This is a genomic window from Kitasatospora sp. NPDC096077 (assembly GCF_040303245.1).
GTDB lineage: Bacteria > Actinomycetota > Actinomycetes > Streptomycetales > Streptomycetaceae > Kitasatospora.
Genome location: NZ_JBEOSV010000024.1, coordinates 23,314 through 38,263 on the forward strand (window position 1 = coordinate 23,314; position 14,950 = coordinate 38,263).

A 14,950-nucleotide genomic window follows, 5' to 3' on the forward strand; every position below is an offset into this window, starting at 1 on the left:
CCACCGGCTCACTCGGTCCAGATCGCCGCGGCGGTGCGGTCGTCGGCGTAGCCCTTGGCCCGGACCTGCACCTGGCGGAGGAAGTCGACGGTGCCCGGCGGGTGGGGGTGGGCCCAGTGGGCGGAGAGGAAGTGGGCGACGGCGGGTTCGTCGGCGATCGGACGGGACAGACCCGGGGTGCAGAGCAGCAGGATGTCCCCCTGGGTGGCCGGGACGAGCCGGAAGCGGAACGGTCGCGGGTCCGGCACCGGGGCCTCCGGAACCGGCGGCTGGCCGTCCGGGTGGTGCAGCAGCCGGGCCGCGTAGGCGTCGATCCAGTGACCGGAACGCAGCAGGTAGAGCCCGCCCGGACCGACGCCGAACGCGGCGCGGTAGCCCGCCGACGGGTCCAGCGACACCAGCAGGCAGTGCAACGAGGCCGGGGACGGGGTGTCGTCCCCCTCGCCGCGGGGGGCCAGCGCACGCAGCGGGGCGACGGCCCCGGTGGCCAGCCGCTGGAGGCCGTAGCGCAGCCGGTCCCGGGCGCCGTCGCGCAGGTCGGCGGCCAGGCCGGCGCGGCTGCGCCCGATCGCGGCCGCGAGCTGGCGGCAGGACTCGCCGGCGGCGGTCGCGACGGCCCGGGGCGTGAGCGACTCGTCCTCGGCACCGCCGGTGCGCTCGCACCCGGCGAGGACGGCGAGCAGCAGTCCGTCGGGGCCGTCGCCGAACCTGGTGACCAGCAGGCTGTCCCGGCGCGGTTCACCCCGGTAGCGGGCGGAGTCACCGCGGACGGAGACGGCCCGCAGCACCGTCGTCCCGTACTGGGCGCCCTCCAGCGCGGTGTCCGGGACGACCGCGCCGAGCGCGCCCGGGTCCGCCTCGGGCAGGGCCGTCGGCTCGGGGCCGTAGGTCGGGGGGCGCTCGCCGACGTGGGGGACGGTGGTGCCCCGGTCGGTGAGCGGGACGCGGACGGCCAGGCGGGGGTCGGGGACGGAGGTGGGGACGGCGGCGGGTTCCGGGTCGGGCTGGGGTGCGTGGTCGGGTTCGGGTTCGGGGGTCGGCTGCTTGGCCGCCGGGGGTTCGGGGGCCGGTTCGGGCTCGGGTTCCGGAGTGGGAGCGGGCTCGGGAGCCGGCTCCGGCTCGGGCTCGGGTTCCGGGGTGGGCTCCGGTTCCGGCTCCGGTTCCGGTGCCACGGCTGCCGGGGGTTCGGGGGCCGGGTCCGGGGTGGGCTTCTCCAGGGAGACCGGGACGGCCTCCGCCTCCGGCTCCGGCTCCGGCTGCGGTGTCCGGGGCGCATCGGCGACGGAGGAGGAGGCGGGGACCCGGTGGGTATCGGCCGGGGTGCGCTGGCGCCCGATGCCGCCGGTCCCCTCGATCACACCGATCGCGTCGTCGAACCAGTCGTCGATGCTGTCCCGTTCCAGCACCGGCGCCGGGGCGGCATCCGCCACCGGGGCCGGTTCGGGCTCGGGTTCGGGCTCGGGTTCCAGTTCCGGTTCCGCCGTCCGCTGCTGCCCGATCAGCCCCGCCGCCGTGTCGAACCAGTCGTCGACGCTGCCGTCGCCCGCGTCGGCGTGCGGAGTGTCGGGGAGGGTGCCCGCCGGACCGTCGTAGACGGTGTCCCACCAGCCGTCGTCGGGCCGGGGAGGCTGTGCGGGTGCACCCTGCTTGCTCATCTGGCGGCTCCTGGTCGGTCCGTGGTCGCGCGCCCCCGGCGGGGCCGGACTGGCGTCATTGTCTCCAAGTGCAACGACCGTGTCCGGGTTTCGGCGACAACCGGTCACCGACCGGATCATCCCGGCCACGGCGCTCACCAGCCGGTTCGCCGGCGCCGGGACGGGCGGCGCGGCGGGGGCGTCGCCGGGGCGTCGGTTTCCGTTCCGTCCTGGCTTGCCGGATGTGCCCCGAGCAGGGCGTTTCCTGGACATTGCGGCGTGTTGGGGGGTGAAAATGAGGGCCGAGGAGGGGCATCGCTTCACCCGTTCGGCTGATTAAATGTGCGCATGACCGCGTCGGCCCCGAGCTCACTCCGACCGGGGACGGCCGCATCCGCGGGCCGCCCGGCGGGTGCGCTGTTGGTCCTGCTGCTGGTCGCCCTGCTGACCGCGCTGCCGTGCACGGGCCTGGCGAAGGCGGACGCTCCCGCCCAGCCGTCCCCGGGTACGGCGGCCGCCGTCTCGGTGGTCGCCGCCGCGGAGGCGCTCGCGCCGACCCCGCACGCCCGTGACGCCGCCCGGGTGTCCGACCACCGCCAATGGCTCGGGGAACACCGGGACCACTCGATCCTCTGCACCGCCGACGGCCGGCCGCCGAGCGACAACGGCTGTTCCAGCCACCCGTTCTGCCCGCAGGACGCCCAGCTGCCGAATCCGCCGCCGCACCCGCAGCCCGTCGTGTCACCGCTCGCCGCGTCGGCGCCCGAGGCGCTGCCCAGGGTGGTGCCCGCGGGCCTGCTGGACGGTCCGCGCCCCGCGCCGGACCTGCACGTGCTCCAGGTCCACCGGTCCTAGCGGAACCCACCGCCGACGCCACCGTCGGCGGGTCCGCCCCTCCCCCCACTCCAGCCGACCGCCGCCACAGCCGTGCGCGGCGGGGACAAGGACAACCATCATGGGTTCCGCCTCGAAGCAGTCCAACAAGCCGGGCGGCAAGGCCGCCGTCGCCGACCGCCGCACCCGGATCGCCGAGCTGCGCGCCGCCGAGGAGCGCCGCGACCGCCGCAACAAGATCATCGCCTCGGTCGCCGCCGGTGTGCTGGTGATCGGCGCGGTCGCCACCGGCACCTGGCTCGTCATGGACCAGAACCAGAAGAAGAAGGACCGGGTGGCCGCCGCCAACGCGGACATCCCCGGCGTGAAGACCTTCGGCGAACTGACCCGCAACCACGTCACGACCAAGGTCAACTACCCGATGACCCCGCCGGTCGGCGGCGACCACAACGCGGTCTGGCTGGACTGCATGGGCCACGTCTACGACAAGCCGGTCGAGAACGAGCGCGCCGTCCACTCGCTGGAGCACGGCGCGGTCTGGGTGACGTACAACGGCAAGGCCACCCCGGACGACATCAAGACCCTCTCCGACAAGGTCCAGAAGACCCCGTACTCGCTGATGAGCCCGTACCCGGACGAGCAGGGCACCATCACCCTGAACGCCTGGAGCACCCAGCTGATCGTGGACAGCGCCAGCGACCCGCGGGTCAACGAGTTCTTCACCAAGTACGTCCAGGGCAAGCAGACCCAGGAGCCGGGCGCCTCCTGCACCATGGGGCAGATGTGACCGCCGACGCGACCCGCACCGGGGACCTCGCGCAGGACCCGGCGGAGGACGCGGTCGAGGCGGACACCGAGCACGCGGAGGCCGGGCAGGCGGCGTCGCCCGCCCGTTCCGGCCGCCGCCGGCTGTGGTGGCCGGCCGCGCTGGCCGCCGTGGTGGCGCTGGCGCTCGGGGTCCCCGCCCTGGTGGCGGGCGGGACGACGGCCTCCGGCTCGTCCTCGCTGACCGTCCCCGCGGACGACTCCCCCGAGGCCGGGTTCGCCCGCGACATGGCGACCCACCACCAGCAGGCGGTGGACCTGTCGTTCATCGTCCGGGACCGCACCACCGACGAGCCGACCCGCACCCTCGCCTTCGACATCATCAACACCCAGGCCAACCAGCGCGGGATGATGATGGGCTGGCTCGACCAGTGGGGGCTCTCGCAGCACTCGAACGCCCAGCCGATGGCGTGGATGAAGATGGGCCACGAGTACCAGGCCCACGACGGTTCGCTGATGCCCGGCATGGCGACCAACGCCCAGATGGCGAAGCTGCGCACGCTCAGCGGGCGGGACGCCGAGGTGTACTTCCTGCAGCTGATGATCGAGCACCACAAGGGCGGCGTCGAGATGGCCCAGGGGTACGTCGACATGGCGAAGAACGACATCGAGAAGCGGCTCGCCCAGTCGATGGTGGTCGCCCAGACCTCCGAGCTGGGGCTGATGACCGACATGCTCAAGGAGCGCGGCGCCGCCCCCGGCGTGCCCGCCTCCTGACAGCCCGCAGTTCCCGCTGGACCGGTCGGTCCAGCCGTTTCCCCGGACGGACGGCCGGGGCGCGAGGGCGGTTCCGCACCTGCCCACCGCGCCCCGGCCGTCCGCCGTCCGCACCACCCCCTGGAGCACCCGCATGACCACTGACGCACCCTGGCTGATCGCCGGACTGGGCAACCCCGGCCCCTGGTTCCGGCGCACCCGGCACAACGCGGGCTTCCTGACCGTGGACCGGCTGGCCGAACGGCACGGCGCCCGGTTCCGCCGGCGCGGGATCGCCACCCTGGTCGCGGAGATCACGGTGGACGGCCGACCGGTGCTGCTGGCCAAGCCGCTCTGGTTCATCAACCTGTCCGGCCGCCCGGTGGCCGCCCTGCTGCGCCGGTACGCAGTTCCCGTGGAACGCCTGGTGGTCGTCCAGGACGACCTGGACTTCGCCTACGGCGTCGGCAAGTTGAAGCGCGGCGGCGGCCCGGGCGGGCACAACGGGGTGCGCTCGGTGGGCGAGGTGCTCGGCACCCGGGACTTCGTCCGGCTGCGCTTCGGCATCGGGCGCCCGCCGAAGGGGCAGAGCGTCGGCGACTATGTGCTGAAGACCTTCTCGGAGGACGAACTGGCCGCGATGCCAGGGGTGTTGGACCGTTGCGCGGACGCCCTGGAGACGCTGGTGCGGCTCGGCCTGAACCGGGCCCAGGACGCCCTGAACGTCACCGCCTGAACGTCACCGCCCGACCGTCACCGCCCGACCGTCACCACCTGAACGTCACCGCCTGACCGCGGCCGGGCGGGTCAGCACGACGGCCGCCACCGCGACCACGGCGAGGGCGGCCAGCACCGTCCGCCCACCGGACGCCGCGCCCGCCAGGTGGACACCGAGGACGGACAGCGCCATCCCGAGCGCGGTGCCGAGACTGCGCGCCATGTTCACCATGCCGCCGCCGACGGCCGAGCTCGCCGCCGGGACGGCCCGCATCACCAGCGCGTTGTTGGCGGGCAGCAGCAGGCCCAGCCCGTACCCGGCGGTCAGCAGCGGGACCGCCACCGCCGGGCCCGGGACCGGCAGCACGGCGAACAGCAGCAGTCCGGCGGCGGCCAGCCCGGCACCGAAGCGGCACCGGGTGACGTCCGACCAGCCCCGGGGCAGCAGTCCGCCACCGACCGTCGCGGCGACGGCGAACGCGGCGGGCAGCAGGGTGACCACCAGCCCGGCGGCGGCCGTCGACACGCCCGCACCGGTGAGCAGCACCGGGGTCAGCACCAGCGGGCAGAACAGCAGCAGGTAGCCGATCAGCGCGACCGCCAGCCCGGACCGCACGCCCGGGGTGTTCACCAGCCCGGGCGCCAGGATCGGCCGGGCCGCCCGCCGCTCCTGGCGCACCAGCGCCAGGGTGAGGCCGACGGCGGCCACCAGCAGCACGGCGACGGCCCAGCCGGGCAGCGGCAGACCGGAGGCGGTGGACAGGGCGAGCAGCAGCGCGGTGGTCGCGCCGGTGAGCAGCAGCATGCCGGGCAGGTCGAAGCGGGGCTCGCGCGGTTCGCGGAGCCTGCGGGGCTCGCGGAGCTCGTCCGGTTCGTGCGGTTCGCGGGGCGCCGTGCGCGTCCGCGGGCCGGGCACGGCGGCCTGCTGCCCGGTCCGGGTACGGGGCAGCAGGTACCAGCCGGCCACGATGCCGAACACCGCGATCGGCACGTTGACCCAGAACACCCACTGCCAGGAGGCGTGCTCCACCAGCAGCCCGCCCAGGCTCGGCCCGAGCGCCAGCCCGAGGCCCTGGGCGGCGGCCTGGATGCCGAGCGCGCGCCGCATCGCGTGCTCGGGGACGCCGCGCGCGACCAGGGCGACGCTGTTGGCCTGCATCATCGCGGCGCCGACGGCCTGCACCGCCCGGCAGCCGACCAGGATCCACAGGGCGCCGGCGAACCCGGCACCGAGCGAGGAGAGGCCGAAGACGGCGAAGCCGCCGATGTACATGGTCTTGCGGCCGACCAGGTCGGAGAGCCAGCCGATCGGGGCCAGCAGGGCGACCAGGACGAGGAGGTAGGCGAGCGCGACCCATTCGACGGCGGCGAAGCCCGCGTCGAAGTGGCGGCCGAGGGCGGGGAAGACCAGGGCGATGACGCTGGCATCGAGCTGGCCCAGGAAGGCACCGAGACAGACCGTGCCGACGGCCAGCCAGTGGGCGTGGCGCCAGCCGGCTATGCCGCGGGGCCGGGGCCGCTCGGTGAACAGGCGCACGGCGAGGGCAGTGGCGTTCATGCCACGAATATATCGGATGCAGATATGTTCTTTCTACGAGTTGCTCGTCCTGCGATACGCAGGATCTCGCAGAGCGTCCACCCCGCGTCCGAGGCGCGGACAGCGCCCCGGGAACGCCCCGTACCAGGCGATACGCTGTCCGCCATGCCGTCGTCACCACACGTTCCCGACCCCGCCACCGAAAGCCCCGACCCGGCGGTCGAGCACGCCCGGCGGCTGACCGACACCGTCACCCGGCTGCGCCGCGCACTGCGCAGCAGCATCCGCACCGACTACCCGTGGGAGTCCCTGCCGATGGCGCAGGTCGAACTCCTCCAGACACTGGCCGCCGCGCCCCTGCGGGTCGGCGAACTCGCCGCCCGCCAACGGCTCGCGCCCAACACCGTCAGCGGGCTGATCGGCAAGCTCCTGGAGGCCGGGTTCGTCGACCGCCAGGCCGACCCCGGCGACCGGCGCACCGCCCGGATCGCGCTCACCCCGGTCGGACGACGCCAACTGGACGACTGGCAGCACGCCCACGAGCGCCGGATCGCCGCCGCCCTCGGCACCCTCGACCCGGGCGACCGGGACGCCGTCGTACACGCACTGCCCGCCCTGGAGCGGCTCGCCCGGGCCCTCGCCCAGCCGGGGGCCCTCCCCGAAGGGGCGGCGGCGGTCGACGGGGCCGCGGTGGGCGGGGCGTCCGTCGAAGAGGCCTGAGTCGAGGGCGGCGTCGAGGGCGGTGCGGTCGAAGGGCCCCGGGGCGGCTGAAATCGCTGGTCACCGGGGCGGGCCGGGCACTACCGTCCCGGCATGACCGGCATCGAGGTACAGATCGAACCCTGGACGGACACCGACCTCGCGCTGCTGCGCCGGGTGAACACCCCGGAGATGAAGAAACACGTCGGCGGGCCCGAGACGGAGGAGCAGTTGCTCGTCCGACACGGGCGCTACCTGGACTTCGTCCCGTCCGGCCTCGGCTGCATGTACCGGATCGTGCTGCGGCCCAGCGGCGAGGCGGTCGGCACCGTCGGCTACGGCACCCGCACCTGGGCGGGCGGGACCGTGCACGAGATGGGGTGGAACGTCCTGCCCGGGCACCAGGGGCGGGGCATCGCCGCGGCCGCCGCCCGGGCCGCCGTCGCGGCCGCCCGGCGCGAGGCGGCGCACCGCTTCCTGCACGCCTTCCCCGCGGTGGACAACCCCGCCTCCAACGCGGTGTGCGCCAAGGCCGGGTTCACGCTGGTCGGCGAGACGGACTTCGAGTTCCCGCCCGGGCGGTTCATGCGCAGCAACGACTGGCGGGTGGACCTGCGGGGCTGAGCGGCCCGGTGTCCTGACGCCCCGGTGTTCTGGCGTCCCGGTGTTCTGGCGTCCCGGTGTTCTGGCGTCCTGGGGACGGCGCTCAGAACAGGGTGCCGCTCTCCAGCTCCAGCAACCAGCGCTTGCGGTCCACGCCCGCGGCGAAGCCGGTGAGCGCGCCGCCGGCGCCGAGCACCCGGTGGCACGGGCGCACGATGAGCAGCGGGTTGGCGCCCACGGCGCCGCCCACCGCCCGGACCATCCGCGGCTCCTGCCCGGCCAGCTCGGCGAGTTGGCCGTAGGTGACGGTCGTGCCGTACGGGATCTCGTCCAGCGCGGCCCAGATCCGGCGGCGGAACTCGGTGCCCTCGGGGGCGAGCGGGAGGTCGAAGTCGGTGCGCTCGCCGGCGAAGTAGGCGGTCAGCTGGGCGACCGGCTCGGCGAGCGCCTCGGGGTCGAACTCCCACCCGTCGGCGGGCTCGGCCAGTGCGTACTTCTGCCCGGGCGCGGTGACGGTGGCCAGGGCGGCCGGGCCGCCGTCCTCGGGCCGCACGCCGCTGAGCAGCAGGCGGCCGAACGGGCTCTCCATGGTGGTGTAGACGGTGGTGCTCATGCCGGGTCGATCTCCGTTCCGGTGCTGATGGTGCTGGTACTGGTGCTGCTCGCGCTCGTGCTCGGCAGGGGGCCGGGGCCGGTGCCCGCAGGGCCCGCCCAGAGCCGGTGGACGGCGTAGGACCGCCACGGGGCCCAGGCCTCGGCGGCGCCGGCGGCGGCCTTCGGATCGCCGGGGACGCCGAGCCGGATCAGGCCGTGCTTGACGCCCACGTCGCCCGGCAGGAAGACATCGGGGTCGGCGAGGGCCCGCATCCGCAGGTAGCCGACCGTCCAGGGGCCGATGCCCGGCAGGGCCAGCAGCCGGGCGGCGGCCTCCTCGCGGTCGACACCGCCGTCCAGGCGCAGCACGCCCTCGGCCAGCGCCGCGCACAGGCCGGTGAGCGCGCGGCGGCGGGCCGCGGGCATCGCGAAGTCCTCCGGGTCCGCGGTGGCCAGGGCCGCCGCGGTGGGGAAGAGCAGCCGCAGGCCGCCGTTCGGTTCGGGCAGGGCGGTGCCGTACTTCTCCGCGAGCCGACCCGCCAGGGTACGGGCGGCGCCGACGGTGATCTGCTGGCCGAGCACCGCGCGGACGGCGAGTTCGTGCGGCTCCACGTGGCCGGGCGAGCGCAGGCCGGGACGCTCGCGGACCAGCGGGCCGAGCACCGGGTCTGCGCCCAGCTGCTCGTCCACGGTGTCCGGGTCGGCGTCCAGATCGAAGAGGACGCGCAGGCGCTGAACGGCGGTCGGCAGGTCGCGCAGGTCGGCGAGCAGCAGGCGGCAGTCGAGCCAGCCACGGGTGCGCGGGTCCTCCGGCGCGAGGCCGTCGACCTCGGCGATGCCGTGGCCGTACGGGAGCGCGAGGGTGCGCCGGTAGGTGCGCACGCCGAGGCGCGCGCCGGGCACCACCTCCTCCACGCCGGGGACGGCGCGCAGTTCCAGGAAGTCGATCAGGTGGTCGCTGTCGAGTGCGCCGCGGTAGGCCAGGCGCAGGGTGAGGCCGCCGGCCGGGGTCGCGGTGCGGCGACCGGCCAGCACCTCGGCCCGCAGGCCGCTGGGGGTGCGGTCGTAGACCTCGCGGACGGTGTCGTTGAACTGGCGGACGGAGGCGAAGCCGGCCGCGAACGCGATCTCGGTGACGGGCAGTTCGGTGGTCTGGAGGAGCAACCGGGCGGTCTGGGCGCGACGGGCGCGGGCCAGCGCGATCGGGCCGGCGCCGAGCTCGGCGGTGAGCTGGCGCTGCAGCTGCCGGGCGCTGTAGCCGAGCTTGTCGGCCAGACCGGCCACGCCCTCGCGGTCCACCACGCCGTCGCCGATCAGGCGCATCGCGCGGCCGACCAGGTCGGCGCGGTGGTTCCACTCCGGGGAGCCCGGCACCGAGTCCGGGCGGCAGCGGCGGCAGGCCCGGAAGCCGGCGCCCTGGGCGGCGGCGGCGCTCGGGTAGAAGCGGCAGTTGACGCGCTTGGGGGTCACGGCGGGGCAGCTCGGCCGGCAGTAGATGCCGGTGGAGGTGACGGCCGTGAAGAAGACGCCGTCGAAGCGCGCGTCGCGGCTGTCCACGGCTCGGTACCGGATGTCGTCGTCGATCACGTTGTCCAGTCTGCGGCACCGAGCCGGGGCTGACTGGCGGGAATCGGACATCGCCATCGGGGGCCACCCTGCCTGCCCGCTCCCGTTGCCGCTCCGGCCCCGCCGGAGCGGCAACGGGACCGCTGGTGCAGGGGTTAAAGGCCCGATGCCGGGGGCTTCCCCTCCCCTCCCCCCGCCCACCCTCCGCCACCACCACCGGGCCCAGCCTGCCCACCCACCACCCGTCCACCTACCGCCCGCAGGCCCACCGCCCTCCACGCCGCACCCACCGCGTGCACGCACCCACCCCGCACCCCACCCGGCCGCCCGCCCGCCTCCACTCTCGCGGCCAAACCTGCCCCGCCCGCCCGGGCCCTCCGAGCCCCCGAGGCCCCCGCACCGGCCGGCCGCCGGCCAGCCGGTCGGTGCGGGTGGGCACCGCCCGGCTCATGCCGGGCGGACGTTGAGTCGCCGGGCTGCGGGCAGGTCGGGTCAGCGCTTCACCGGACCTCCCGCCGCACGCATCGACTTGTTGATCGCCTTCCACTTGTTCAGCCGGGCCTTGGCCACCCGGGCGTCGGTGCGCGAGGCGATCCACTCGTTCTCGCGCTGGAGCTTGAGGTAGCTGTCCATCCGGCGCTGCGGCAGGCTGCCGTCCTCCAGCGCCGCGCGGACCGCGCAGCCGGGCTCGGTGTGGTGGTTGCAGTCCTGGAAGCGGCAACCATCGGCCAGCTCGGCTATGTCGGCGAAGGCCAGGTCCACCCCCTCGCCACCGTAGAGGCCGACCTCGCGCAGCCCGGGGGTGTCGATCAGCACGCCCCCGCCGGGCAGCGGTATCAGCTCCCGGGTGGTCGTGGTGTGGCGCCCCTTCTGGTCGACCGAGCGGGCCTCCTGGACGGTCATCACCTCGGTGCCGACCAGCGCGTTGGTGAGGGTGGACTTGCCCACGCCGGACTGGCCGATCAGCACGGTCGTGCCGGGGGCGCAGGCGCGGAGCACGTCGATGCCCTCGCCGGTCTCGGCGCTGACCACCAGCACCGTGACGCCCGGTGCGACGGCCTCGACGTCGGCCCGGATGAACTCGGCGTCGTCGACCAGGTCGGCCTTGGTCAGGACGACCAGCGGTTCGGCGCCGGACTCCCAGGCCAGGGCGAGGAAGCGCTCGATCCGCCCGAGGTCGGGGTCGGCCGCGAGCGAGGAGGCGATCAGGACGGTGTCGACGTTGGCCGCCAGCACCTGGCCGTCGGAACGCTTGCCGGCCACCTTGCGGATGATCGCGGTGGAACGCGGCAGCAGCGCCGTGACGGCCGCCATCGGCTGGGCGTGCAGGTCGACCGCGGCCCAGTCGCCCGTGCACGGGCAGTTGATCATGTCGGCGTCGCCCACCGGCCGGGTGTCGAGCCGGACGGTGCGCAGCTCGCCCGTGTCCGGGTCGGCCAGGACGGCGTCGCACTGGCCGCGGTCGATCCGGACGATCCGGGCCGGGAGCAGCCCGGCCTCGGCGAGCGGGGCGAAGAGCTCGTCCAGCTCGGGTGTCCAGCCGTAGCCGGCCAGCGGCGAGCTCTCAGCGGACGTGGAGGACGAGGAAAGGGGGGAGAACGACGGAACGGAGGCAGCGTTGAACAACGCAGTGGCCCTTCGGGAGGAGTTGTCCCGGCGGGCTACGGCTGGCGCGGAAGGCTCAGCCGGCGGCCGGGAAAAGGAGGTGAACGCGCGTGCTGCCCAGGGCAGCTATCGGGGCGACAACGACCACGGGGTTCACCTCCTGCTCTCTACTCCTCGGGCGGCCCAATGGCCCCCGAACCTGATGGGTCACACGCTAGCGGAGCGGGCGGGGGCGGCCAACCTATTTTTGACCTGCGGAAATGCGGTCGGGAGGGGGCGCTGCGAGCCCGTGGGGGGCCAAAGTTCGCCCCCGCCCGGCCTCTCGCCCTACGCCCCGCCCTATCCCCCGTACCGGTGCTTGAGGTTCGGGTCGTCCAGCCACCAGGGCCGCATGCCGGTCTCCTCCTCCTCCGGCAGCCCCGCCGCCCGCGCCTCCGCGGCCTGCGCCTCGAAGCGGGCGTCCAGCTCGGCGTCGACGACCTTGATCTCCTCGCGCCCCTGCACCACCATCCGCCGCACCAGCGCGGCCAGGAACGGCAGCCCGACCAGGTCCCCCAGCACCCAGAAGGCGTTGCCGCCCCAGGTCTGGTCCTGGGCCAGGCTCGGCCCCCAGGGCCGTCCGAGCGCCACGTAGTAGTGCTCGGCGACGAGGTGGCCGCCGTAGATCAGCACGATCCCCAGCCCGGCGTCGAAGATCACCTCGGCGAAGGTGATGAACAGTCCGACCAGGTGCGGGTACTCGTGCCCGACCGGGTCGATCTGCAGCCGCGGCCAGAAGTAGGCGAGGCCCAGCAGCACCAGCGCCAGGTGCAGCACCGCGTTCCCGACCCCGCTGGAGACCGACCACGCGTACCAGGGCGTGAAGTAGAGCAGCCACGGCGGCGCCATCAGCAGCGCCGTGGAGACCGCCGGGAACATCAGCACCTTGGACGGCCGGCTGCGCAGCGCCCGCAGGATCCGCTCCCGCCGGCGCTCCGGCGAGGACTCGACCAGCAGCGAGACGGGGGCGCCGAGCGCGAGCAGCAGCGGGACGACCATGAGCAGCAGTACGACCTGCACGGCCCGGTCGGTGAACAGGATGCGCTCGTACACCCCGAGGCCGGAGCAGGTGCACCAGATCCACAGCAGCAGCCCGCCGAGGAAGGCGGCGGTGCGGGTGGGCTGCCAGCGGTCGCCGTCGCCGCGGTTGACGGTGCGCACCGCGGCCAGGTACCAGCCGCCGAGCAGCACCGACAGGGCGAGCACCAGCGGTTCGAGGGTCCACGAGGTGGCCAGGTCGGACCACTGCCACGCGGGTGGCCCGGTGTAGGCGAGTGCCCGGGCCGCGCCACTGCTGGAGAGCGTCTCCGCCGCGCCGTTCATCCGTCCGCCCGTCCCGTCCGACACCACCGGCCGCCTGATCCCGCGGACCGCCGGCGACCGCCGCCGCACAGGGCCTGCGGCGCCCGGCCATGATGGCGGTGCCGACGCCGCCCGCCGCACCCGGGGCCCACCTCTATACCCGGACCTGACCAAAGCTTTACCAAAGCCCAACAAAGCTTTGCCAAGGCAAAGTTCTGCCCTTGCCGAGCCCGGAGGCGCAACCGGCGCGGGGTCACGTTCGTCTGGCAGGATGCAGCGTCGGCGCTACCGGCCACGTGGGTGAACAGCAAGGGGACGACAACAGGTGCAAAGCACTGCACGCGGCGACGGCCGCCGGCTGGCCGTGCGCCACCGCAACATCGAGCTCGGCCTGCTGGCGCTCGCGGTGGCCGTCTGCCTGGCCGGACACATCGACGCCTCGCTGGCACTGACCGGCAAGCTGCCGCCCGGGCTGCTGGTGCACGGCCTGTCCCTCGGGGCGCTGGTCGTGGTGGCGCACCTGGCGGTGCGCCGGTACGCGCCGTACGCGGACCCGCTGATCCTTCCGCTGGGCGTGTTCCTGACCGGCTTCGGCCTGATGCTGCTGGACCGGCTGGACTTCAGCTACAAGGCCGCGCACGCCGCCAAGGGCGACTACCAGAAGCTGCCGGCCGCGCCCTCCCAGCTGATGTGGGTGTTCATCTCGGTGGCGGCGGCGCTCGCGCTGATCGTCTTCGTCAAGCACCACCGCTTCTTCCAGCGCTACGTCTACGTGATGATGGCGGGCGCGCTGATCCTGCTGACCGCGCCGATCTTCTCCCCGACCGACAGCTTCGGCGCCAAGCGCTGGATCAAACTGCCCGGGCTGCCCTCCTTCGAGCCGGACGAGTTCGTGAAGGTCGCGATCACGATCTTCTTCGCGGGCTATCTGATGGCCTCCCGGGACGCCCTGGCGCTGGCCGGGCGGAAGGTCTGGGGGATGACCCTGCCGCGCGGACGGCACGCCGGGCCGGTGCTGGCGATCTGGGCGGTCAGCCTGATGGTGCTGATCTTCGAACGCGACCTCGGCACCTCGCTGATCTTCTTCGGCGTCTTCGTCGTGATGCTGTACGTGGCGACCGAGCGCACCAGCTGGGTGGTGCTCGGCCTGCTGATGGCGGTCGGCGGCGCGGCCGTGGTCGGCACCGTGGAACCGCACGTGCACGGGCGCGTCGAGGCCTGGCTGCACCCGCTCAACTACTACCCGCCGGTCAACAACCTGGCGATCTCCTCGCAACCCGCCGAGGCCCTGTTCAGCCTCGGCACCGGGCACATGACCGGCACCGGCCTGGGCTCCGGCCGGCCCTGGCTGATCGGCTTCGCCGGGCGCAGCGACTTCATCTTCACCACCATCGGCGAGGAGCTGGGCCTGGCCGGGGTGACCGCGGTCCTGCTGGTGTACGTGCTGCTGATCCAGCGCGGCCTGCGCACCGCGATCGGCCTGACCGACCCGTTCGGCAAGCTGCTGGCCACCGGGCTGTCGGCGGCGCTCGCGCTGCAGGTGTTCGTGGTGGTCGGCGGTGTGAGCGGGCTGGTCCCGCTGACCGGCAAGGCGCTGCCGTTCCTGGCGGCGGGTGGTTCCTCGCTGCTGGCGAACTGGCTGATGATCGCGCTGCTGATCAAGCTGAGCGACTCCTCGGGGCGCACCGCCCTGGACCCGGCCCAGCCCAGCCCCGAACCGCTCCCGGCGCAGGCCAACCCGGCCAACCGGCCGGCGGTCGACCAGGCGACGGCGGCGCCGGGCCCGGGCGGGTCGGTGACCCCGGCCGCCGGCACCGACCTGACCGCGCCGCTCGGCTCCGGCCCCGGCGGCTCCGGCACCCCCGCACCGGGCGCCGGAGCGGACCCGGGCGCCCCGACGGAGCTGCGCCCGCCGTACGGCCACACGCCCGCCGCGGGGGTCCCCACCGACCCCGGCGCGCCCACCGAACTGCGCCCGCCGTACGGCCACCCGCCGACCGACCCGCAGGGCTCGTACGGGCACCCGGGCACCGAGCCCCAGGGCTCCTACGGCCGCCCGCCGGCGGACCCGCACGGCTCCTACGGCCAGCAGGGCTCCTACGGGTACCCGCAGGTCTCCGACCAGCCCACCCACGGCTACGGCCTGCCCCCGCAGTCCCCGTACCCGCCCAACCCGGCGGGCTGACGGCCGGCGGGCCGGCGGCGGCCCCCGCCCGGCACGACACGACGCGCACGACACGCACGACACGACAGGGCCTCCCCCGCACCCGCGAGGGAGGCCCTGTCACGTCGATCGAAC

13 protein-coding genes are annotated in these 14,950 nt (G+C 74.5%); 7 read left to right on the top strand and 6 right to left on the bottom strand.

Going from position 1 to position 14,950, the window contains the following annotated elements:
• Positions 1-8: 8 nt before the first annotated feature.
• The gene (locus tag ABTZ03_RS21515) at positions 9-1,655 is read right to left on the bottom strand and encodes a hypothetical protein (protein ID WP_350514644.1); all 1,647 of its coding nucleotides are present in this window, start codon (positions 1,653-1,655) and stop codon (positions 9-11) included.
• A gap of 327 nt (positions 1,656-1,982) precedes the next feature.
• On the opposite strand from ABTZ03_RS21515, the gene ABTZ03_RS21520 reads away from it, so the two are divergent.
• The 4 genes from ABTZ03_RS21520 to pth all read left to right on the top strand — a co-directional run bounded on the left by ABTZ03_RS21520 (position 1,983) and on the right by pth (position 4,725).
• Positions 1,983-2,489, top strand: coding sequence for a hypothetical protein (locus tag ABTZ03_RS21520; RefSeq protein WP_350514645.1), 507 nt, complete (start codon positions 1,983-1,985; stop codon positions 2,487-2,489).
• Between the two features lie 100 nt (positions 2,490-2,589).
• Positions 2,590-3,255 carry a thioredoxin-like domain-containing protein gene (locus ABTZ03_RS21525; RefSeq protein ID WP_350514646.1) on the top strand — a complete coding sequence of 222 codons (666 nt, stop codon included), beginning with the start codon at positions 2,590-2,592 and terminating at the stop codon, positions 3,253-3,255.
• A gap of 122 nt (positions 3,256-3,377) precedes the next feature.
• Positions 3,378-4,010, top strand: a complete 633-nt coding sequence (locus tag ABTZ03_RS21530) for a DUF305 domain-containing protein (RefSeq protein ID WP_400923171.1) — start codon at positions 3,378-3,380, stop codon at positions 4,008-4,010.
• Positions 4,011-4,143: 133 nt separating this feature from the next.
• Positions 4,144-4,725, top strand: coding sequence for an aminoacyl-tRNA hydrolase (gene pth, locus ABTZ03_RS21535; protein WP_350514647.1), 582 nt, complete (start codon positions 4,144-4,146; stop codon positions 4,723-4,725).
• Between the two features lie 45 nt (positions 4,726-4,770).
• Here pth and ABTZ03_RS21540 read toward each other — a convergent pair whose 3' ends face one another.
• On the bottom strand, positions 4,771-6,264 hold the full coding sequence (locus ABTZ03_RS21540; RefSeq protein ID WP_350514648.1) for an MFS transporter: 1,494 nt from the start codon (positions 6,262-6,264) through the stop codon (positions 4,771-4,773).
• A 144-nt stretch (positions 6,265-6,408) separates the two neighbouring features.
• On the opposite strand from ABTZ03_RS21540, the gene ABTZ03_RS21545 reads away from it, so the two are divergent.
• Positions 6,409-6,963 (top strand): MarR family winged helix-turn-helix transcriptional regulator, encoded by a 555-nt coding sequence (locus tag ABTZ03_RS21545; RefSeq protein WP_350514649.1) that lies wholly within the window; start codon positions 6,409-6,411, stop codon positions 6,961-6,963.
• A gap of 93 nt (positions 6,964-7,056) precedes the next feature.
• Positions 7,057-7,566, top strand: coding sequence for a GNAT family N-acetyltransferase (locus ABTZ03_RS21550; RefSeq protein WP_350514650.1), 510 nt, complete (start codon positions 7,057-7,059; stop codon positions 7,564-7,566).
• An 82-nt stretch (positions 7,567-7,648) separates the two neighbouring features.
• On the opposite strand, the gene ABTZ03_RS21555 is transcribed toward ABTZ03_RS21550, so the two are convergent.
• The 4 genes from ABTZ03_RS21555 to ABTZ03_RS21570 form a co-directional block, all read right to left on the bottom strand.
• Complete coding sequence (locus ABTZ03_RS21555; protein ID WP_350514651.1) at positions 7,649-8,158, bottom strand: methylated-DNA--[protein]-cysteine S-methyltransferase; 510 nt, start codon at positions 8,156-8,158, stop codon at positions 7,649-7,651.
• Complete coding sequence (locus ABTZ03_RS21560; RefSeq protein ID WP_502894546.1) at positions 8,155-9,777, bottom strand: DNA-3-methyladenine glycosylase 2 family protein; 1,623 nt, start codon at positions 9,775-9,777, stop codon at positions 8,155-8,157. Before ABTZ03_RS21560 ends, ABTZ03_RS21555 begins: the two co-directional genes overlap by 4 nt.
• A 420-nt stretch (positions 9,778-10,197) precedes the next feature.
• Positions 10,198-11,331, bottom strand: coding sequence for a ribosome small subunit-dependent GTPase A (gene rsgA / locus ABTZ03_RS21565; protein ID WP_350514653.1), 1,134 nt, complete (start codon positions 11,329-11,331; stop codon positions 10,198-10,200).
• Between the two features lie 318 nt (positions 11,332-11,649).
• Positions 11,650-12,696: a cytochrome c oxidase assembly protein gene (locus ABTZ03_RS21570; protein WP_350514654.1), complete on the bottom strand. Its 1,047-nt coding sequence runs from the start codon at positions 12,694-12,696 to the stop codon at positions 11,650-11,652.
• A gap of 280 nt (positions 12,697-12,976) precedes the next feature.
• Between ABTZ03_RS21570 and ABTZ03_RS21575 the strand changes: the two genes are divergently transcribed.
• Positions 12,977-14,836, top strand: a complete 1,860-nt coding sequence (locus ABTZ03_RS21575; protein WP_350514655.1) for an FtsW/RodA/SpoVE family cell cycle protein — start codon at positions 12,977-12,979, stop codon at positions 14,834-14,836.
• Positions 14,837-14,950 lie beyond the last annotated feature (114 nt).

Coding starts and splice junctions, on each gene's coding strand:
- ABTZ03_RS21520 (WP_350514645.1), top strand. CDS start 1,983: ATGACCGCGTCGGCCCCGAGCTCACTCCGACCGGGGACGGCCGCATCC.
- ABTZ03_RS21560 (WP_502894546.1), bottom strand. CDS start 9,777: ATGTCCGATTCCCGCCAGTCAGCCCCGGCTCGGTGCCGCAGACTGGAC.
- ABTZ03_RS21515 (WP_350514644.1), bottom strand. CDS start 1,655: ATGAGCAAGCAGGGTGCACCCGCACAGCCTCCCCGGCCCGACGACGGC.
- ABTZ03_RS21550 (WP_350514650.1), top strand. CDS start 7,057: ATGACCGGCATCGAGGTACAGATCGAACCCTGGACGGACACCGACCTC.
- ABTZ03_RS21555 (WP_350514651.1), bottom strand. CDS start 8,158: ATGAGCACCACCGTCTACACCACCATGGAGAGCCCGTTCGGCCGCCTG.
- ABTZ03_RS21540 (WP_350514648.1), bottom strand. CDS start 6,264: ATGAACGCCACTGCCCTCGCCGTGCGCCTGTTCACCGAGCGGCCCCGG.
- pth (WP_350514647.1), top strand. CDS start 4,144: ATGACCACTGACGCACCCTGGCTGATCGCCGGACTGGGCAACCCCGGC.
- ABTZ03_RS21525 (WP_350514646.1), top strand. CDS start 2,590: ATGGGTTCCGCCTCGAAGCAGTCCAACAAGCCGGGCGGCAAGGCCGCC.
- ABTZ03_RS21545 (WP_350514649.1), top strand. CDS start 6,409: ATGCCGTCGTCACCACACGTTCCCGACCCCGCCACCGAAAGCCCCGAC.